The sequence below is a fragment of the Mycobacterium sp. genome, assembly GCF_046330795.1.
In the GTDB taxonomy this organism is placed as follows: Bacteria; Actinomycetota; Actinomycetes; order Mycobacteriales; family Mycobacteriaceae; genus Mycobacterium.
Window position 1 is genome coordinate 492,414 of the sequence record NZ_JAXLSA010000003.1, and the last position, 18,779, is coordinate 511,192.

At 69.3% G+C, this 18,779-nt stretch carries 19 protein-coding genes; 13 read left to right on the forward strand and 6 right to left on the reverse strand.

The window, feature by feature from the left end; all coding sequences use genetic code 11:
- Positions 1-4: 4 nt before the first annotated feature.
- Positions 5-295: a WhiB family transcriptional regulator gene (locus tag U0R18_RS13820; protein WP_526369201.1), complete on the reverse strand. Its 291-nt coding sequence runs from the start codon at positions 293-295 to the stop codon at positions 5-7.
- 330 nt (positions 296-625) lie between these two features.
- Here U0R18_RS13820 and U0R18_RS13825 point away from each other — a divergent pair, with 330 nt between their 5' ends.
- The 3 genes from U0R18_RS13825 to U0R18_RS13835 all read left to right on the forward strand — a co-directional run bounded on the left by U0R18_RS13825 (position 626) and on the right by U0R18_RS13835 (position 3,288).
- Positions 626-1,402 carry a hypothetical protein gene (locus tag U0R18_RS13825; protein WP_526369541.1) on the forward strand — a complete coding sequence of 259 codons (777 nt, stop codon included), beginning with the start codon at positions 626-628 and terminating at the stop codon, positions 1,400-1,402.
- 88 nt (positions 1,403-1,490) lie between these two features.
- The gene (locus U0R18_RS13830) at positions 1,491-2,069 is read left to right on the forward strand and encodes an RNA polymerase sigma factor (RefSeq protein ID WP_526369203.1); all 579 of its coding nucleotides are present in this window, start codon (positions 1,491-1,493) and stop codon (positions 2,067-2,069) included.
- Positions 2,062-3,288 (forward strand): anti-sigma-D factor RsdA, encoded by a 1,227-nt coding sequence (locus U0R18_RS13835; RefSeq protein WP_526369205.1) that lies wholly within the window; start codon positions 2,062-2,064, stop codon positions 3,286-3,288. Before U0R18_RS13830 ends, U0R18_RS13835 begins: the two co-directional genes overlap by 8 nt.
- Positions 3,289-3,434: 146 nt before the next feature.
- Here the strand turns inward: U0R18_RS13835 and U0R18_RS13840 are convergent, their stop codons facing one another.
- Positions 3,435-3,839 (reverse strand): DUF5319 family protein, encoded by a 405-nt coding sequence (locus U0R18_RS13840; protein ID WP_526369207.1) that lies wholly within the window; start codon positions 3,837-3,839, stop codon positions 3,435-3,437.
- A gap of 97 nt (positions 3,840-3,936) precedes the next feature.
- Here U0R18_RS13840 and guaB point away from each other — a divergent pair, with 97 nt between their 5' ends.
- The 4 genes from guaB to U0R18_RS13860 all read left to right on the forward strand — a co-directional run bounded on the left by guaB (position 3,937) and on the right by U0R18_RS13860 (position 9,036).
- Positions 3,937-5,484 carry an IMP dehydrogenase gene (guaB, locus tag U0R18_RS13845; protein ID WP_526369209.1) on the forward strand — a complete coding sequence of 516 codons (1,548 nt, stop codon included), beginning with the start codon at positions 3,937-3,939 and terminating at the stop codon, positions 5,482-5,484.
- Between the two features lie 21 nt (positions 5,485-5,505).
- Positions 5,506-6,633: a GuaB3 family IMP dehydrogenase-related protein gene (locus U0R18_RS13850; RefSeq protein WP_526369543.1), complete on the forward strand. Its 1,128-nt coding sequence runs from the start codon at positions 5,506-5,508 to the stop codon at positions 6,631-6,633.
- A gap of 110 nt (positions 6,634-6,743) precedes the next feature.
- The gene (locus U0R18_RS13855; protein WP_526369211.1) at positions 6,744-8,141 is read left to right on the forward strand and encodes a histidine phosphatase family protein; all 1,398 of its coding nucleotides are present in this window, start codon (positions 6,744-6,746) and stop codon (positions 8,139-8,141) included.
- A gap of 76 nt (positions 8,142-8,217) precedes the next feature.
- Complete coding sequence (locus tag U0R18_RS13860) at positions 8,218-9,036, forward strand: IclR family transcriptional regulator (protein ID WP_526369213.1); 819 nt, start codon at positions 8,218-8,220, stop codon at positions 9,034-9,036.
- Between the two features lies 1 nt (position 9,037).
- Here the strand turns inward: U0R18_RS13860 and U0R18_RS13865 are convergent, their stop codons facing one another.
- A complete protein-coding gene (locus U0R18_RS13865) occupies positions 9,038-10,150 on the reverse strand; it encodes an acyl-CoA dehydrogenase family protein (RefSeq protein ID WP_526369215.1) in 1,113 nt (370 codons plus the stop codon).
- A gap of 40 nt (positions 10,151-10,190) precedes the next feature.
- On the opposite strand from U0R18_RS13865, the gene U0R18_RS13870 reads away from it, so the two are divergent.
- The 4 genes from U0R18_RS13870 to U0R18_RS13885 all read left to right on the forward strand — a co-directional run bounded on the left by U0R18_RS13870 (position 10,191) and on the right by U0R18_RS13885 (position 13,763).
- Positions 10,191-10,991, forward strand: a complete 801-nt coding sequence (locus U0R18_RS13870) for a hypothetical protein (protein ID WP_526369217.1) — start codon at positions 10,191-10,193, stop codon at positions 10,989-10,991.
- Positions 10,992-11,023: 32 nt separating this feature from the next.
- Positions 11,024-12,763 (forward strand): GMC oxidoreductase, encoded by a 1,740-nt coding sequence (locus U0R18_RS13875; protein ID WP_526369219.1) that lies wholly within the window; start codon positions 11,024-11,026, stop codon positions 12,761-12,763.
- Between the two features lie 170 nt (positions 12,764-12,933).
- Positions 12,934-13,359, forward strand: a complete 426-nt coding sequence (locus U0R18_RS13880; RefSeq protein ID WP_526369221.1) for a CD225/dispanin family protein — start codon at positions 12,934-12,936, stop codon at positions 13,357-13,359.
- Positions 13,356-13,763, forward strand: a complete 408-nt coding sequence (locus tag U0R18_RS13885) for a DUF2752 domain-containing protein (protein WP_526369545.1) — start codon at positions 13,356-13,358, stop codon at positions 13,761-13,763. Before U0R18_RS13880 ends, U0R18_RS13885 begins: the two co-directional genes overlap by 4 nt.
- On the opposite strand, the gene U0R18_RS13890 is transcribed toward U0R18_RS13885, so the two are convergent.
- From U0R18_RS13890 to U0R18_RS13900, 3 genes are read right to left on the reverse strand one after another with little or no spacing between them, the layout of a single operon-like run.
- Positions 13,754-14,848: a glycosyltransferase gene (locus tag U0R18_RS13890; RefSeq protein ID WP_526369223.1), complete on the reverse strand. Its 1,095-nt coding sequence runs from the start codon at positions 14,846-14,848 to the stop codon at positions 13,754-13,756. The genes U0R18_RS13885 and U0R18_RS13890 overlap by 10 nt on opposite strands.
- The gene (locus U0R18_RS13895; protein ID WP_526369225.1) at positions 14,845-15,453 is read right to left on the reverse strand and encodes a TetR/AcrR family transcriptional regulator; all 609 of its coding nucleotides are present in this window, start codon (positions 15,451-15,453) and stop codon (positions 14,845-14,847) included. The genes U0R18_RS13890 and U0R18_RS13895 overlap by 4 nt, the downstream gene beginning before the upstream one ends.
- Positions 15,454-15,497: 44 nt before the next feature.
- Positions 15,498-16,484, reverse strand: a complete 987-nt coding sequence (locus U0R18_RS13900) for an alpha/beta hydrolase (protein WP_526369227.1) — start codon at positions 16,482-16,484, stop codon at positions 15,498-15,500.
- Between the two features lie 37 nt (positions 16,485-16,521).
- On the opposite strand from U0R18_RS13900, the gene guaA reads away from it, so the two are divergent.
- Positions 16,522-18,081, forward strand: a complete 1,560-nt coding sequence (gene guaA / locus U0R18_RS13905; RefSeq protein WP_526369229.1) for a glutamine-hydrolyzing GMP synthase — start codon at positions 16,522-16,524, stop codon at positions 18,079-18,081.
- Positions 18,078-18,758 (forward strand): DUF1275 family protein, encoded by a 681-nt coding sequence (locus U0R18_RS13910; RefSeq protein WP_526369231.1) that lies wholly within the window; start codon positions 18,078-18,080, stop codon positions 18,756-18,758. Before guaA ends, U0R18_RS13910 begins: the two co-directional genes overlap by 4 nt.
- Positions 18,759-18,779 lie beyond the last annotated feature (21 nt).

The window sequence follows — 18,779 nt, forward strand, 5'->3', positions numbered from 1 at the left end:
CGGATCAGGCGGTGCGGCGAATGCCCCGCTTGAGAAGGAGCTCGCGCTCGGACTCGGACAGGCCGCCCCAGATTCCGTACGGCTCGCCGACGGCCAGTGCGTGCGAACGGCATTCGGCGATCACCGGACAGCTCCGGCACATCTCCTTGGCGCGCATCTCACGCTGGGCGCGGGCCCGGCCGCGCTCTCCGTCGGGGTGGAAGAACATCGCGGAGTCGACCCCGCGGCACAGACCCTGCATCTGCCAATCCCAGATATCGGCGTTGGGTCCCGGGAGTTCCTGCGGCTGGGGCATTAGGACGTTCCTTCCTGGATTGCGCTCTGTGGCCACGCTTTTCGCGTACAGAGGCTGGAAACGGTCCGAGTGCTGTCGCCGGTGACTACTCGTGCCCTCAAGGTAGGTGCAGTTACGAAAGCCAGTCAATACCGGACATATGTGCCGAATGTCCTATCGGCAGCTCGAGAATTTACGTCACGTTCATCGTTTTCCGGGTTTCGTAACCGGGCCGGTGGTAATCGGGCAGCGGTGATCTTGAATCGGTCCTGTTCGGCCCGAAAAGTGTCCGACAGTGCATTTCTACTGCCAGGTGGGGAGTTGACATGGCCGTAACACCGTGACGACAAACTGTTAACCGTGCCCGACCTGACCGCCGCCGCGTTCGGCGCCGCACCGTCGCAGTGGCCGTTGCCCGCCGCCCGGACCGACGAGCAGCGGTGGCTGCGTGCCGTGGCCGCCGGCGGTCAGGGTCGCTACGCCACGGCCTTCGCCGAGCTGGCCGAGCTGCGCCGAACGGCCGGTGCGCCGCTGGTGTCCCTGTCGCACAGTACCCAGGCATCGCTGTTGCGGCAGCTCGGCTGGCACGACCGGGCGCGGGACTGGGACGGCCGCGCGCTCGCCCGTGCCGGCACCGACCCACAGGCCCGGGCCGACGCACTGGTCGGATTGGCCGCCGACGCGCTGGGGGTCGGCCGGCTGGCCACCTCGGCCGCCCTGCTGGCCGCCGCCGAGGGGGTGCCGGGTCCACCGCGCTCGGGCGTCCGGTTCGCGTGGGTCAGTGCCGAGCTGGCGATGGCGAGCGGCGACGGTGCGGCGGCCGTCATGCATGCGCGCCGCGGGGTCGAACTCGCCGAACCGCTGGCCTCGGTCCGGCACCGGACGAAGAGCAATGTGGTGCTGGCCGCGGCGCTGTGCTGCGCGGGCCGGCTCGATGACTCGCGGACGCTGGCCGACGGGTTGTTGGAACGGACCGCCGCGCACGGGCTGATCCCGCTGCGCTGGGCGGTGGCCAGCCTGCTGACGGGCATCGGCAGCACCGCTCACGACCGGCCGGATATAGAGGTGATCCGCGACGAGTCGGCGGCCCTCGTCGAACATCGGGGCGGACACTGGCAGCGCGGCTGACGGCTGGTCCGGCTCCGGGTCGTTATTGTCTAGCTGAGCCCCACCGCCGGGATGTGTCCGGTACGTAACGTTGGAGATATCGCCGTCGATGACAATTCCAGGAGAACGTCTCGACGTCGTCGTTGCTGAAGCGGTGGCCGGCGATCGTAACGCGCTCCGCGAAGTGTTGGAGACCATCCGTCCGATCGTGGTCCGGTACTGCCGGGCCCGCGTCGGAACCACGGAGCGAAGTGGTCTTTCAGCTGACGACGTGGCTCAGGAGGTTTGCTTGGCCGCCATGATGGCGCTGCCGCGGTATCGGGATCAGGGACGTCCGTTCCTTGCTTTCGTGTACGGCATTGCGGCGCACAAGGTTGCTGACGCGCACCGTGCCGCGGGCCGGAACCGGGCCGAGCCCACGGAGGTCGTGCCGGAGCGGCTCGACGTCGCGGCTGGTCCCGAACAGCTCGCCATCAACGCCGACTCCGCCGCCCGGATGGATGCGTTGCTCAACGTGCTCCCGGAGAAGCAGCGGGAGATCCTGGTCCTGCGCGTGGTCGTCGGACTGTCGGCCGAGGAGACGGCCGACGCCGTCGGCAGCACCCCGGGCGCCGTGCGCGTCGCCCAGCACCGTGCGCTGGCGCGGCTGAAAACCGAGATCTCGGCGACGGGATACGACCGTGGCTGATTTCGAGTCGCTGGAAGCGATCGCGCAGTCGGATGCGCTGCTGGACGCCATCGCCGGCGAGCGCCGGTTCACCCCCGGCGATCCCGATGAGCAGGCCCTGGTGGCGCTGCTCGAGGGGTGGCGGGACGGGGTTCGCCGGCCGCCGATCGACCACATCCTGTCCGAGGACGAGGCCGAGACCGCCCTGCAGCGCGGCCGCGTCCAGGGTCCGGAGACGTCCCGCCGGGGGGACAAGTCGGCCCGGCGGGGGCTGACCCTGGTCGCGTCGACCGCCGCTGCGGTGCTGGCGATCGGCGGGTTCGGCGCGGTGGTCGCGGGGTCGGGTCCGGGCGATTCGTTGTACGGGCTGAAGACCGCCCTGTTCGGCGAGAAGACGTCGGTCCGTGACGACAAGGTCGCGCTGGCCGCCCAGACGGAGATGGCTCAGGTCAAGCAGCTCATCGACAACGGCGACTGGGATCAGGCGCAGCAGAAGCTGGCAGCCGTCAGCACCCAGGTGCAGAGTGTCGACGACGTGGGCACCAAGACCGATCTCATCCAGCAATGGAACGAACTGAGCGTCAAGGTCGGCACGCGGGACGCGGCCGCGACCCTGCCATCGGTGGCTCCCGGTGAGCCGGCCGCGCCGCCGCCGCCCGGGGTGACGCTGATGGAGTTGCCGGCCGTCACGACGACGACCGAGGCCACCACGTCACCGGAGACCACGTCGGCGACGACGGACGGCACGTCTGCGACGTCCACTTCTCCGACGACCTCGGGGGAGCCGACCACGACGACCTCGGGGGAGCCGACCACGACGACCTCGGGGGAGCCGACCACGACGACCTCGGGGGAGTCGGCCACGACGACTCCGCCCGCGGCCACCAGCACCACGTCCGCCGCCCCGACGACGACCACTTCGGTGGCCCCGACGACAACCACCACTTCGGCGGCTCCGGCGGCCACCACCACTTCGGCGGCTCCGAGCACCACGGCCTCGACGACGGTGGAGACCACCGCGGCCACCACGTCGTCGCAACCCGCGGCCGCATCGGCCACCAGCACCATCACCACGACCGTGGCTCCGACCACGACGACCACCACGGTGGCTTCGACCACGACGACCACCACGACCACCACCACGGCCGCACCGATCACCACCACGATTCCGCCGACGACGGCCACCAAGCAGCAGAATGAGCCGGTGGTGACCACGACACTGGCCGAACCGGCCAACTGACTCGGATCGGATGCTGGCGCTGACGGCGGCGGCTGCCGATCGAGCCGCTGGACGGGGCGAACCTGGGCAAGTCCGGGGTCGTCGCGGCGGCCGGTGTGGTGGTGGGAGCGGTTCTTATCGCACTCGGGGTTGCCTGACCAGCACCCTCAGCGATATCCGTCGCTCTCCGAGGTGGCCTCATTGAGGGACGCGTCGGCGTAGCCGCGGCAGTAATCCCACGTCACGTAGGCGTCGGGCTCGGGATCGTAGGCCGGCTCATGGGGCCGCACCGTGCCGTCGACGAGCAGTTGCAACAGGTTGGCCCGCAGCATGTCCCAGTCGTGGTAGTGATCCTGCTGGCATTCGTCACAGCAGACCACCAGGCCGCGAATTCCCTTGTGCGCCAGCAAGGCCTCGTATACGGCCAGGTCAGCCAGATCGGCCTCGACGGCGGCGCGTTCCTGCGGGTCCAGCGGCTGCCCCGGCTCGATCGCGTCGAGAGCCGAGGTGGGGTCGCAGGGGTCGTCGGCGAATGGGTCTGGCGGCAAACCCGGCGGCAGGTGGTCGCGCACGGTTCCACACTACGCAGCGCGATTGCGTTAGCGCCAGCGGACGCACCCCGTCGCGGAGCCGATAGGATTAGCCATCCCTTATCGACGGAGGTCAACCATGGAGGCGCGAATGTCCGGCCTGCTCGACGACACCGTGCCGACGGGTGGGGACGATCCGCACAAGATCGCGATGCTCGGGCTGACGTTCGACGACGTCCTGCTGCTGCCGGCCGCCTCCGACATCATCCCGGCCACCGCCGACACCTCGAGCCAGTTGACCCGCCGGATCCGGCTCAAGGTGCCGTTGGTCAGTTCGGCGATGGACACCGTCACCGAGGCCCGGATGGCCATCGCGATGGCCCGCGCGGGCGGCATGGGCGTGCTGCACCGCAACCTGCCGGTCGCCGAACAGGCCGGCCAGGTCGAGACCGTCAAGCGGTCCGAGGCGGGCATGGTCACGGACCCGGTCACCTGCTCACCGGACAACACCCTGGCCGAGGTCGACGCGATGTGCGCCCGGTTCCGGATCTCCGGTCTGCCGGTAGTCGACCAGCTCGGCTCACTTGTTGGGATCATCACCAACCGCGACATGCGGTTCGAGGTCGACCAGAACAAGCCGGTGGCCGAGGTCATGACCAAGGCCCCGCTGATCACCGCGCGTGAGGGTGTCTCCGCCGACGCGGCCCTGGGACTGCTGCGTCGCCACAAGATCGAGAAGCTGCCGATCGTCGACGGCAACGGCAAGTTGACCGGGCTGATCACCGTCAAGGACTTCGTCAAGACCGAACAGCATCCCGACGCCACCAAGGACAGCGACGGCCGGCTGCTCGTCGGCGCGGCCGTCGGTGTCGGCGACGACTCGTGGGTACGGGCCATGGCACTCGTCGACGCCGGGGTGGACGTCCTGATCGTCGATACCGCGCACGCGCACAACCGGCGCGTCCTGGACATGGTCGGCAAACTCAAGGCCGAGGTCGGCGAGCGCGTCGATGTGGTCGGCGGCAACGTCGCCACCCGTGCCGCGGCGGCCGCCCTCGTCGATGCCGGCGCGGACGCGGTCAAGGTCGGCGTCGGCCCCGGCTCCATCTGCACCACCCGCGTCGTCGCGGGGGTCGGGGCTCCCCAGATCACCGCCATCCTCGAGGCCGTCGCGGCCTGTGCGCCCGCGGGCGTGCCGGTGATCGCCGACGGTGGCCTGCAGTACTCGGGCGACATCGCCAAGGCGCTGGCGGCCGGCGCGTCCACGGCCATGCTCGGCTCGCTGCTGGCCGGCACCGCCGAGGCGCCGGGGGATCTGATCTTCGTCAACGGCAAGCAGTTCAAGAGCTACCGCGGCATGGGGTCCCTGGGGGCCATGCAGGGACGCGGGGAAGGGAAGCCGCGCGGGTCCTACTCCAAGGACCGGTACTTCCAGGATGACGTGCTCTCCGAGGACAAGCTGGTGCCCGAGGGCATCGAGGGCCGGGTGCCATTCCGCGGTCCGCTGTCCACAGTGATCCATCAGCTCACCGGTGGGCTGCGGGCCGCGATGGGCTACACCGGCTCACCGAGCATCGAGCATCTCCAGCAGGCGCAGTTCGTCCGGATCACTGCCGCGGGGCTGAAGGAGAGTCACCCCCACGACATCACGATGACGGTGGAAGCACCGAACTACTACTCGCGCTAGGGGGAACGATTCATGCGCGACATGGTTGAGATCGGCATGGGCCGGACCGCCCGCCGTACCTACGAACTCGATGACATCGCGATCGTGCCGTCGCGGCGGACCCGGTCGAGCAAGGACGTGTCGACGGCCTGGCAGCTGGACGCCTACCGGTTCGACATCCCGGTGATCAGTCACCCCACCGATGCGGTGGTGTCGGTGGAGTCGGCCATCGAGCTCGGCCGCCTCGGAGGTCTCGGGGTGCTCAACGGCGAGGGTCTGATCGGCCGGCACGCCGACGTAGGGGCGAGGTTGGTCGAGATCGTCGAAACCGCCGCCAAGGAACCCGATCCGTCCGCGGCCATCCGGCTGTTGCAACAGCTGCACGCGGCGCCGCTGGATCTGGATCTGTTGGGCGCGGCGGTGTCCCGGATCCGCGAGGCCGGTGTCACCACGGCCGTGCGGGTCAGCCCGCAGAGCGTCCAGGCGCTGACGCCCACGCTCGTGGCCGCGGGCATCGACCTGTTGGTCATCCAGGGCACCATCATCTCCGCCGAACGGGTCGCCCAGGATGGCGAGCCTCTGAATCTCAAGACGTTCATCTCCGAGCTGGACGTCCCCGTGGTGGCCGGTGGCGTGCTGGATCACCGGACCGCGCTGCACCTGATGCGCACCGGGGCGGCCGGCGTCATCGTCGGCTACGGATCGACGGCCGGGGTGACCACCAGTGACGAGGTGCTGGGCATCAGCGTGCCGATGGCCACGGCCATCGCCGATGCGGCCGCGGCCCGTCGCGAGTACCTCGACGAGACCGGCGGTCGTTACGTCCACGTGCTGGCCGACGGCGATATCCACACCTCCGGTGATCTGGCGAAGGCCATCGCGTGCGGCGCCGACGCGGTCGTGTTGGGCCCGCCGCTGGCGGTGGCCGCCGAGGCGCCGGGGGAGGGCTGGTTCTGGCCGTCGGCGGCGGCACATCCGTCGTTGCCGCGTGGCGCGCTGCTGGACGTCGCGGCGGGCGAACGCCCATCGCTGGACCATGTCCTCAACGGCCCTTCCGACGACCCGTTCGGATCGCTGAATCTGGTGGGCGGGCTGCGCCGGTCGATGGCGAAGGCCGGTTATTGCGATCTGAAGGAATTCCAGAAGGTCGGTCTGTCCGTCGGGAGCTGACCGGCAACCTCTTCCGGGATGACGTCCCGGTGAGTGGGACTCGCGGTTGCTCACAGTTAACCGTTTGTTCACTGTGAGCTGTCCCACACCACGGAAGAGGAAGTATTTCGATGAGTTCAACCAGAGGCCGGGTGCTCCGCACCGTCGGCGTCGCGCTGACCGCGATAGCGCTCGCGATCGGTTTCGCCTTCCCCGCGGCGGCTGCCGAACTGATGCGGGTGACGTTCGTGCGGCACGCGCAGTCCGAGGGCAATGCCTCGGGATTGATCGATACCAGTACCCCCGGCCCCAACATCACCGCGCTGGGTCAGCAGCAGGCCCAGGCCGTGGTCGGCACGCTCGGCTACAACAACTACGACGCGATCTACGCCTCGCAGATGGTCCGCACCCAGCAGACCGCCGCGCCGCTGGCCGACTACCTGCGGCTGCCCGTGACGGTGCTGCCCGGCATCCAGGAGGTCGAGGCCGGCGTCTTCGAGGGCACGCCCGAATCCCAGGCCTCGGCCGGCTACGGCCGGATCCTGGTTGGCTGGGCGTTGGCGAACGCACTGGACGTCCGGATCCCCGGTTCGATCGACGGCCATGAGTTCGACGCGCGGATGGATCAGGCCCTGCAGACCATCTACGACAACGGCGACCGCAACGCGGTCGTCTTTTCGCACGGCGCCGCCATCATGTTCTGGACGATGATGAACGCGGTGAACCTGACCACGGCGCAGAAGCTCGCGCTACTGCAGGGCTCGCCGCTCGACAACACGAACTCCGTCATCGTCGAGGGCAATAACGAGGACGGCTGGACGCTGGTCAGCTGGAACGGCCAGCAGTTCAGTCCCGATCGCACCCTGGAGGCCGAGTTCGCGGTCCAGCTGCGAACGCTGACCCGTCAGTTGGCGGCGTCGGCCACCAAGGTCGTCCAGGCCATCGCGTCGTTCGACTTCCCGGCGATCGTCCAGGCAATCGGCGACGGCATTTCCGACAGCTTCTACTCGGTGGTGAAGTTCGGTCGCGCCATGGTGACCAAGGTCGTCAACGACTGGACCGTCAGCCAGACGCCGGCGACAACCACCACGGGCACCACTGCCGCGGTGGCCACCCTGGCGGCCGATGCGACGGCGAAGTCCGAGGCCGCCAGCGCCGACACGGACACCACGGCCGAGACCGCTCCGGCGGCCACGGGCGACGCCGCCAAGGCCGCGGCCAAGACCGAGGCGAAGGCCGAAGCGGTCGAGGTCAAGGATGAGACGGCCACCACGGTCGACACCGACACCACGACCGAGGCCACGGACGAAACCGTCGATGCCACGGAGGAAACCAAGGCCGACGCCAAGGATGACGTCAAGGACGAAACTGTCGATGCCACGGAGGAAACCAAGGCCGACGAGACCGACACCAAGGCCGAGGTCAAGGACGACACCACCGCCACGTCGGTGACGTCCGCCAGCACCGCCAGCACCTCGCCGAGCGACACGGGCAACGACAGCGCCGCGGAGCACCGCGACGCCGCGTGACGCGGTAGCCCGTCGGCACCAACCAACCGGCCCCTTCCTTCGGTGGAAGGGGCCGGTTGCGTTCTACAGTGGGACGGTGCAGGAGGCGCCGACGTCGATGGTGGCCCGCGTCGCGATGATCATGAATGTGTTCGACGTTCCGGGCCGGACGCAGCGTCTCGACCAGGTGGTCAGTAACACCGGATTGCCGCGATCCTCGGTGCACCGCATCCTCACCCAGCTGCACGAAGCCCAGCTGCTCGAGCGCGGGCCGGCCGGCTATTGCCTTGCCACATCGCCTCTTTCGGGCAACGGGGATCATTCGCTGTTGCGCAGCGCGGCTTCGCCGGTGCTCGAGCAACTCAATGTCGACACCTCGCTGGTGGTGCAACTCGGGGTGCTCAGCGGTGCCGAGGTCGTCCACCTGGACAAGGTTTCGGGCAGCAGCGGGGTGGTGGTGCCCACCCGGGTGGCCGGCCGCACCCCGGCGCACGCCAGCGCGCTCGGCAAGGCCATGTTGGCGACGCTGCCCGCCGAGGCGGTCGACGCGATGCTCCGGACCACCCTGCCGAAGAGCACCCCGGCCACCATCGCCGATCTGCCCACCCTGCACCAGGAGTTGGCGCGGATCAGGTCCCGGCACGGACTCGCCTACGACGACCAGGAGTTGGCCGTCGGACTGGCCAGCGTGGCGGCCCCGATCACGATGATCGCCGGCGATGTCGCCGGGCTGTCCCTCACCGGCGCCACGTCGGCGCAGCGGCTGACCCGGATGGCGCCGTTCCTCACCCGGGCGGCGCGCGGCATCAGCGAGCGGGTCGGCCGGGGCGGAGCGGCGATGGCCCGTGGCGCCACCGTCACCGACGACATGCTCTCCCGGGTCCTGCGGACGCTGTCGTCCGACGACTGGGTCTGAGTTACCAGATCAGGTGGTCGACGTCGAGGCCCAGCGCGAATCGTCCCGCCACGGCAAGAACCTGATCGACCTTGCTGGACACGTGCATCCGGCCGGTCTGAACGTCGCGCCAAACACGTTCCAGGAGAACCTCATCGGTGTCCACGCCGGGGTTGGCCACCACTGCGCCGACGGCCCGGGCGGCGCGTTCGGCCGCCATTACCTGGTCGCGGCGCGTGCGCAACATCAACGCCGCGTCCGGGTAGCCGCCGGCGGTCACGCACGTCACCAGATCGGCCATGTTGCGCCCGATCTGGCGGACCGACAATTCGATATCGCTGCGGCACAACGCGAATTCGTCGAGCGGGTCGATCGGCTGCGGTAGCCGGGCCGTCAGCACCCGCTCCGCGGCGCCCAGCAACGGAAGCGTTCCGGCCAGCGTGAACACCGCCGGCTGCGGTAGCCGATCCAGCGCGGGAACCCCGTCGAAACTCAGGTTCAACCAGCTGAACACCCGGTGGTCCGGAACGAAGGCGCCGGACACCACCGCATCATCGGCACCGATTCCCCTGAGCCCCAGGCCGTTCCACGTTCTCTTGATGGTGTAGTCGGATCGCGGCAACAGGACCGCCAGGAAATCCTGGGCCGCACCGTCGCGGTCGACGCGCAGCGCGGCGACACTCAACCACGATGCATGCGGGGCGCCGATGCACCGGCTCCAGCGGCCCGTCAGCCGGAATCCGCCCCGGACACGTTCGAGGCGTCCCGTCGGAGCGTACGACGCGCACAACAGGGCGTGCGGATCGGCTCCCCAGATGTCCTGGAGGACGCGTTCGTTGCGCACCGACAGGCCCCAGTTGTTGACCGCCAGCCAGCCCGCCAGCCACCCAGTGGACGTACACGCCGATGCCAACTCGCGGGTGGCGGTGAGGTAGCCGTCCGGATCGTCCAGCCCGCCGAACGCGGCGGGCTTCAACAGCGCGAAGTACCCCGCATTGCGCAGCTCGGCGATGATGCGTGGACTCACCGCGCCGGTGCGGTCGACGTCACCGGCGGATGCGGCGATGGCCGGCAACAGGGCGCGGACGGATTCGAGCACCGAGTGCCGGCCCGCGTGCGAACTGCCTCGTGCCACCATCAGTGCATACCATTTGACACGCGCCGGGGAGGTGGGTATGGCAGAGCCGAGAGCCGCGACGGACGTCGCGCAGGAATTGTTCAGGCTGTGCCGGACCGAATCGGTTGCGGCGCTGCGGAGTTGGGTGGAACCCGATTCCGGTGAGTTCACCGCGGTGATCTGTGAGCTGGCGGCGCTGGACGGCTCACTGGGTTGGCTGGCCGCGTTGTCCGGTGTGAGCGTCCGAGGCTCCGGGTCGGTGCGTGATGGCAGGTTGAGTGGCCAATGGGAATGGGTGGTGGGGGCTCGCAGCGCCGAACTGCTGCGGCTGTCCCTGCCCGACGGGGTCGAAGCAGTCGTGCCGGCCGCCGCGGCACGGATCGAACCCGCCGACGGCCTCGCTGCCCTCGACGGGGCGCGTGTGTGCGCAGTGACCGTCGACGATGTGCCCGTCGCCGATGTCCGTCCTGTCGATCCGCGAACCGTGGCCGGTGCGGCCGCGGCGGTGGTCGGATCCGCGGATGGCGTCTGGCGCAGCCACGTCGACCGGGTGCGCGCGCGGTTGACCGTCTCCCACGGCGGTGACGAGGTCACCGACGACGCCGCGGCGCAGGTGGCCCGGGCGGCCTCGGACATCGACGCGGCCAGACTCCAGGTCGTCACGGCGCTCGACGACGGACCCGGGATGCGTGCCCGGCGGTTCCGGCAGGCTGTGGCGCGGGCCCACGGCGCCGCCGATCGCTTGCTCGCCAACAGCCGGCACGCATTGGATGCCGCGGATCCGGTCAGCATGCGCTGGGGTGATGTGCAGGTCGGTCGTCGCCTCGCGGATGCTCTGTTGTTAGGGCGACCTTGCTAGAGGCTACCGACGAGTAGGTTCATACTGACCGAATGCAGCCGGATTATGACGTTCTGGTCATCGGGTCGGGTTTCGGAGGCAGCGTCACCGCGCTGCGACTCACGGAGAAGGGCTACCGGGTCGGTGTGCTGGAGGCCGGCCGCCGGTTCACCGACGCGGAGTTCGCCAACACCTCCTGGGATCTGCGCAAGTTCCTGTGGGCGCCGCAGCTCGGCTGTTACGGCATCCAGCGCATCCATCTGTTGCGCAACGCGATGATCCTGGCCGGCGCCGGCGTGGGCGGCGGGTCGCTGAACTACGCCAACACCCTGTACGTGCCGCCGGACCCGTTCTTCAACGACCGGCAGTGGGCGCACATCACCGACTGGCGCGCCGAGTTGATGCCGCACTACGAGCAGGCCAAGCGGATGCTCGGCGTTGTCATCAACCCGACGTTCACCGACGCCGATCGGATCATGAAGGAGGTCGCCGACGACATGGGCGTCGGGGACACCTTCGTGCCGACGCCGGTGGGGGTGTTCTTCGGGCCCGACGGCACCAAGATGCCCGGCCAGCGGGTGCCCGATCCGTACTTCGGTGGGGCCGGACCGGAACGCACCGGCTGTATCGAGTGCGGCGAGTGCATGACGGGCTGTCGGCACGGCGCCAAGAACACGTTGGTCAAGAACTATCTCGGTCTTGCGGAATCCGCTGGGGCCCGAGTACTTCCGATGACCACCGTGACCGGGTTCGCGCAACGCGCCGACGGGCTCTGGGAGGTGCGGACCGCACGTACCGGCCGCAAGCTGCGCCGTGGCCGCCGGACCTTCACCGCGACGCATCTGGTGCTGGCCGCCGGGACGTACAACACCCAGAAGCTGCTGTTCAAGATGCGCGACGGCGGACAGCTGCCGCGGCTGTCCGACAAACTGGGCGTGCTGACCCGCACCAACTCGGAATCGATCGTCGGCGCCGGCCGCCTCGAGGTCGGTTCGGATCTGGACCTCACGCACGGCGTGGCCATCACGTCGTCCATTCATCCGACGCCCGACACCCACGTCGAACCCGTCCGCTACGGCAAGGGTTCCAACGCGATGGGTCTGTTGCAGACGCTGATGACCGACGGCGACGGACCGCTGGGCACCGACAAGCCGCGCTGGCGTCAGCTGTTGGACGAGGCCGGTGCGGATCCGAAGAACATGCTGCGGATGCTCAACCCGAAGCAATGGAGCGAGCGCACCATGATCGCGCTGGTGATGCAGCACCTGGACAACTCGATCACCACGTACACCAAGAAGGACCGCTTCGGCGTGCGCCGCATGACCAGCAAGCAGGGCCATGGCGAGCCGAACCCGACGTGGATCCCGGCGGGCAACGAAGTCACCCGCCGCATCGCCGCGAAGATCGACGGCGTCGCCGGCGGCACCTGGGGCGAGTTGTTCAACATCCCGCTGACCGCGCACTTCCTCGGCGGCGCGGCGATCAGCGACAGCCCGGACAATGGCGTCATCGATCCGTACCAGCGGGTGTTCGACTACCCCACCCTGCACGTCATGGACGGGGCCGCGGTATCGGCGAATCTCGGTGTCAATCCGTCCCTTTCGATCACCGCTCAGGCCGAACGCGCGGCCTCGCTGTGGCCGAACAAGGACGAAGCCGATCCGCGGCCGGCTCAGGGCGAGCCATACCGGCGCCTGGATCCCGTCGCGCCGAACCGGCCCGTCGTTCCGGCCGCGGCGCCGGGGGCACTCCGGCGAATCCCCATCGAGCCGGTCAACACCGGGGGGAACTGAGTGCGATTGCGCCGCTGAGTGATTCGGCGGTCAGCGCACGATCCACGAGATCGCGAGCCGCGTTGACTGTCGGAAAACCTGAGTGTTCTGTGGACAGCGCTGCTCGATGGTGGTTAATCTCTGCCGATCCCCGGTCCGTGTTTTCGGACCCAGCCCGAAAGGTCGGTTCGATGACATACCCGCCACCGCCGTCCGGCCCCTACGAACCGCCGCCCATCGAGAACAGTCCGGAGGGCGCCGGTCAGCCCTACGGTCAGGGGCAGCCGTCCGGTTACCCGCCGCCACCGCCGGGCTACGGGGCTCCGGCCCCGGGTTACGGCGCCCCGGCGTACGGGCCGCCCGGGAGCCCGGCCCCGGACAACTACCTGGTGTGGTCGATCCTGTGCACCGTGCTGTGCTGCCTGCCGCTGGGAATCGTGGCAATCATCAACTCCAGCAAGGTCAATGGCCTGTGGGCGTCCGGCCAGTTCGCCGCGGCGCAGAAGGCGTCCGCGGATGCGAAGAAGTTCGCGATGTGGGGTGCGATCATCGGCGCAATCGTCGGGGTGATCTACCTGATCGTGTCGGTGGCCACCGGGATGTCGGCCTACAGCTGATCGTGCACCGGTTGGCGCAGCCGTTGGGCGTGGCCGCACTGGCAGCGGGCGCGTGCGGCGCGATCTGGCTGGCCGACCCGACAACGCCCGGCGGATGGCTGCCGGTGTGCCCCACCAAGGCGCTGTTCGGTATCGACTGTCCCGGTTGCGGCAGCCTGCGGATGCTGTACTCGCTGATGCACGGGGAGCTGGCGGCCGCGCTGCGGTACAACGCTCTCGGGGTCGTCGCGGTGGTGTTGCTCGTCATCGCGTTCTGCACCTGGACCTACGGCAGGGCCACGGGACGGACCATCCGGGGCTGGCAGCACTGGCGGTGGTCGCCGATGGTGGCACTGGCCGTCACCGTCGTCTGGTTCGTGGTGCGCAACTTGGACTTCGGGCCGTTTCCGGCGCTCTACGTCTGAGCGCCGGCGAGCTCGCTGATGGCGTCCGCCGCGACCTGCGCTCCGTCCCGTTCGCGGATCCGATCACCAAGACGACCGGCGGATTCGCGATATGCCGGGTCAGTCAGCACGGTATCGATGGCGGCCCGGATGCGTGCTGGACGACTGTGCTTGTGTAGTAGCAGGCCGGCGCCGTGCTGCTGGATGACCGCGCCCACGCGCTTCTGGTCGATCAACGCGTTGGCGGGCATGATCACCAGCGGTACCCCGAAGGACAACGCCCGCATGCTCGTTCCGTGTCCGCCGTGGCCGACGACCAGTGACGTGGTGGCCAGCACCTCGTCGTGATCGAGCCAGGCGTGGATCGACGTGTTGTCCGGGAGCCGCAGTCCCGTGGTGTCGATCCCCGGCCCAGCGGTCACGATCGCCTCGACGGCCAAGGGCGCCAACGCATCCACGATGTTCTGCAGCATTTGTCGTTGTCCGGCGAATGCGCACGTCGACAGGCTGACCAGGATGCGGGGCACCCGCTGCGGCGTCGAGGCCACCGGAGCGCCCTGCCAGACGACGCCGACGTGTCGGACGTCGGGTGCTCCGAGTATCGGGTCCAGATCGGCACGCGCAGAAACGATCTGGAGTGCGCCGCTGCGCTCGGCGGCAAGCGGATCGATACCCCGCACCCACAGCAGCCGGCCCATCGGACCCGCCGCGAGATCCTGGGCGGCGCGGTAGAAGCAGTGGACGAACACCACCGTCTGCCGATGCGCCGCCACCTCGGTGATGGCCGCGGGGAAGAGCATGTCGACGACGACGACGTCGGTCTGCAGGCGCTGCGCCGCGGCGACGACGTCCCGCCCGATCGCGCGATCCATCGCGGTCCGGGCGAAGTCGGCCGTCAGTGCCAGCAGCGGACGCTGGGTGGTGGCCTCCATCTGACGTCCGGTGCGGAAGGATTCGAAGGGGAAGCCGTCGGCCTCGACCTTCCGCCGGACCGCGGCGTGGCCGATGAACTCGACCTCCGCGCCGCGGGCCCGCAGCGCACGGGCCACGGCCAGCTGCGGCGGTATGTTCCCGCCCCCGTCGGCAACTGCGAACAGGACTCTCACGGTGGGCTCCCTTCGCGCAGAATGCCGTTGCACATCAACATCATCCGGTCCTGAACCTCGTCGACCGACAGTCCGTGGTCCCGCCGCAGCAGCTTCCAGCTGTACACGTCGGTGGCCACCACGAGCGTGTCCACCAGCCGCTGGCGCTGCCGGTGGCCGTTCGGAAGGGGTTCGGCGAAAACACTTTCCACCCAGGTGCGGTGCGTGGCTCGCCCGGATTCGCACACGTCGCGGGCGCGCGCTTCGACGTCCTCCTCGGCGAGCAGCCCGATCATCATGTCCCCACGCTGTTCGTAGTGCGCGATCAGGATCGTCAGGGCGGCCGGCAGATCGCCGGGTGTGGCGGCGCGTTCGGCGACGACCTCGTCGTGCACCTGTGCCCAGGCAGCGTCGATCATGGCGTCGCGGGTGCCGAAGTGCCGCAGCACCGTCTTGACCGTGACCCCGGCGCGCTCGGCGACTGCGGCCAGGGTGATGCCCAGCGAACGCTGCTCGGTCACGCATTCGATGACCGCCGAAACGATGGCGTCGCGGGTGAGCGAGGCCGCCTCGCCGCGGGCGGTCATGTCGTATGCGCGTGTTTTGGTGTCCATACTGATGGACATCAAAACACTATTTGATGTCCATCGCAATAGACATCAAATACGCGTTACAGGTGCATCCGCAGGTGGTCCAATGAGCTGCGCCGAAACTCCCGCATCGCAGGGGCTTTCATCGCGAGGCCGTCGGCGCCGTGGTACATCCCCGGTACGGTGACCAGTTCGCACGGCACCCCGGCGGCCTGCAGGCGTCGCGCGTAATCGATCGACTCGTCGTACAACAGGTCCAGGTCGCCCACCCCGACCCAGGCCGGGGCCAGGCCCGAGAGGTCCTCGCGGCGGGCGGGCGCGGCGTACTCGGGGGCGTCGGACTCCCGGGGTTCGCGGCCCAGGTAGCTCGCCCAGCCGAATCGGTTGGACCCCGGTGTCCACAAGAACCGGCCGCGGACGCCGTGGTCCCGCAACGCCGACCGGTCATCGAGCATCGGATACACCAGGACCTGCGCCCGCAGGGTGATGCCCTCGTCGTGCGCGCGCTGGGCCACCGCGGCCGTCAGGCCGCCCCCGGCGCTGGACCCGGTGACCGCGATGCGGTCCGGGTCGATGCCGAGTTCGCCGGCGGCGTCCCGCATCCAGTGCAGTGCGGCCATGCAATCGTCCAGGGCGGCCGGATACGGATGCTCAGGCGCCAGTCGGTAGTCGGGGGAGACGACCACGGCGTCCAGTTCCCGTGCCACCCGCGCACTACCCACGGCCTCGGTCTGCGGTGAGCCCATGATCATTCCGCCGCCGTGGATGTAGAGGACACCGGGACGCGGAGCCGTGCCGCCCTTGGGGGTGGTGACGGTAACGGGGACAGCGGTTGAGCCCACCCCCCGTTCGGTCACGATGACGCCGCGGCCTGACGGTGTTCGAATCCGCCCGTAGATGCGCCGGGCCCGGGGCAGGGACCGGGCCGTGGTGTCGGTGGCCAGGAATGGCAGCAGTGGGCTGCGAAGTTCCCGGGGCACCCGGGCCAGGTCATCTCGAACCGCCAGGTAACGGCGGCCGACCAACGCGGCGGCGCCCAGCGCGGCCACGGCGAGGACTCTTCTCATCGCGGCCCACGGTACCGTCGCCCGTAGACTCATCGCCGTGGAAAGCCAATCTCAGCGTCCGGTGCTCGTGATCGACTTCGGGGCGCAGTACGCGCAGCTCATCGCGCGTCGGGTGCGCGAGGCCCGGGTGTATTCCGAAGTCATTCCGCACACCGCCACGGTCGAGGAGATCAAGGCCCGCGATCCACAGGCGGTGGTCCTCTCCGGCGGCCCCGCCAGTGTCTACGCCGACGGTGCCCCCCAGCTGGACCCGGCGCTGTTCGACCTCGACATCCCGGTATTCGGCATCTGCTACGGCTTCCAGGCCATGGCCCAGGCGCTCGGTGGCACCGTCGCGCACACGGGCACCAGTGAATATGGCCGGACCGAGCTGAAAGTTGTTGGCGGTGAGCTTCATTCGGGGTTGCCGACCGCTCAGCCGGTGTGGATGAGCCATGGTGACGCCGTCACCGCGGCCCCCGCCGGGTTCGAGGTCGCCGGCACCAGTGCCGGTGCGCCCGTGGCCGCGTTCGAGGATCGGTCCCGCCGGCTGGCCGGTGTGCAGTACCACCCGGAGGTCATGCACTCACCGCACGGCCAGCAGGTGCTCAGCCGCTTCCTGCACGAGTTCGCCGGGATCGGCGCCACCTGGACACCGGCCAACATCGCCGACTCCCTGGTGGCCCGGGTGCGCGAGCAGATCGGCGACGGCCGCGCCATCTGCGGGCTGTCCGGCGGCGTGGATTCCGCGGTGGCGGCCGCACTGGTGCAGCGCGCCGTCGGGGAGAACCTGACCTGCGTGTTCGTGGACCACGGTCTGCTGCGTGCCGGGGAACGCGAGCAGGTGGAGCGCGACTTCGTGGCGGCCACCGGCGCCCGGCTGGTAACCGTCGATGTGTCCAAGCGGTTCCTGGAGGCGCTTGCCGGTGTCACCAATCCCGAGGGCAAGCGCAAGATCATCGGCCGGGAGTTCATCCGGGCCTTCGAGGGCGCGGTGCGCGACGCCCTCGGATCCAACGAGGCCGAGACCGAATTCCTGGTGCAGGGCACGCTGTATCCCGACGTGGTGGAGTCCGGTGGGGGAGCCGGTGCGGCGAACATCAAGAGCCACCACAACGTGGGCGGCCTGCCCGACGACCTGAGGTTCACCCTCGTCGAACCGCTACGACTGCTGTTCAAGGACGAGGTTCGTGCCGTCGGTCGCGAACTCGGCCTGCCGGAGGAAATCGTTGGGCGCCAACCGTTCCCGGGCCCCGGTCTGGGTATCCGGATCATCGGCGAGGTCACCGAGGACCGGCTGGACACCCTGCGCCGCGCCGACGCCATCGCGCGCGAGGAACTGACATCGGCAGGTCTGGATCAGCAGATCTGGCAGTGCCCGGTGGTGCTGCTCGCCGACGTCCGGTCGGTGGGCGTGCAGGGTGACGGCCGGACCTACGGTCACCCCATCGTACTGCGCCCGGTGTCCAGTGAGGACGCCATGACCGCCGACTGGACGCGCATTCCCTACGAAGTGCTGGAACGGATTTCCACCCGCATCACCAATGAGGTGCCGGAGGTCAACCGGGTGGTGCTCGACGTGACGAGCAAGCCGCCGGGCACCATCGAGTGGGAGTGAGGCCCGCGCCGCGGCACCTGCGCGTGCGGCTGATGGTGGCGCTGACGTTCGCCACCGGAATGCTCGACGCGGTCGGCTATCTGGGCCTGGACCGGGTCTTCACCGGGAACATGACCGGCAACGTGGTCATCCTCGGCATGGGCCTGGCCGCCGCCGGCGGCCTGCCGGTGGCCGGACCGCTGGCCGCCCTGGGCGGCTACGTGTGTGGAGCGGCCGTCGTGGGCCGTGTGCTGGCCGGCCGGCCGAGCACCTGGAACGCCGCCGTCACAGCGGTTTTCACGGTCAATGCCGGGGCGCTCGCGGCCGCCGGCATCGTGCTGTCCGTCGGCCATGTCACCGGTTCGTCGGTCCCGGGAGTGCTGATCGCCGCGGCACTGGCGATGCTGATGGGCGGGCAGGCGTCGGCGGCCCGCGCGCTGGCCGTGCCGGACATGACGACGGTGGTGGTGACCTCCACGTTGACGGCATATGCGGGTGAGACCCTGTTCGCACCGGGCTTCGGTTGGTTCCGGCACCGCCGATTCTGGGCCATCGCCGCGATCTTCGGCGGGGCGCTCTCGGGTGCGCTGATCCTCGAGCGCGTCCACATCGCGGGCCCGTTGTTCGTGGCGGCGGGGATCAGTGCGGTGGTGGCGGTCGCCGGGCATTTCGCCTGGGAGCGCGCCGAGTCGGCGTAGCCTGAAGGAATCCGACTCAGC

What these genes read in the sequence shown, in the direction of transcription:
- U0R18_RS13820 (WP_526369201.1), bottom strand. Translation starts at nt 295, where the DNA reads ATGCCCCAGCCGCAGGAACTCCCGGGACCCAACGCCGATATCTGGGAT.
- U0R18_RS13830 (WP_526369203.1), top strand. Translation starts at nt 1,491, where the DNA reads ATGACAATTCCAGGAGAACGTCTCGACGTCGTCGTTGCTGAAGCGGTG.
- guaB (WP_526369209.1), top strand. Translation starts at nt 3,937, where the DNA reads ATGGAGGCGCGAATGTCCGGCCTGCTCGACGACACCGTGCCGACGGGT.
- U0R18_RS13850 (WP_526369543.1), top strand. Translation starts at nt 5,506, where the DNA reads ATGGTTGAGATCGGCATGGGCCGGACCGCCCGCCGTACCTACGAACTC.
- U0R18_RS13855 (WP_526369211.1), top strand. Translation starts at nt 6,744, where the DNA reads ATGAGTTCAACCAGAGGCCGGGTGCTCCGCACCGTCGGCGTCGCGCTG.
- U0R18_RS13870 (WP_526369217.1), top strand. Translation starts at nt 10,191, where the DNA reads ATGGCAGAGCCGAGAGCCGCGACGGACGTCGCGCAGGAATTGTTCAGG.
- U0R18_RS13875 (WP_526369219.1), top strand. Translation starts at nt 11,024, where the DNA reads ATGCAGCCGGATTATGACGTTCTGGTCATCGGGTCGGGTTTCGGAGGC.
- U0R18_RS13880 (WP_526369221.1), top strand. Translation starts at nt 12,934, where the DNA reads ATGACATACCCGCCACCGCCGTCCGGCCCCTACGAACCGCCGCCCATC.
- U0R18_RS13895 (WP_526369225.1), bottom strand. Translation starts at nt 15,453, where the DNA reads ATGTCCATCAGTATGGACACCAAAACACGCGCATACGACATGACCGCC.
- U0R18_RS13900 (WP_526369227.1), bottom strand. Translation starts at nt 16,484, where the DNA reads ATGAGAAGAGTCCTCGCCGTGGCCGCGCTGGGCGCCGCCGCGTTGGTC.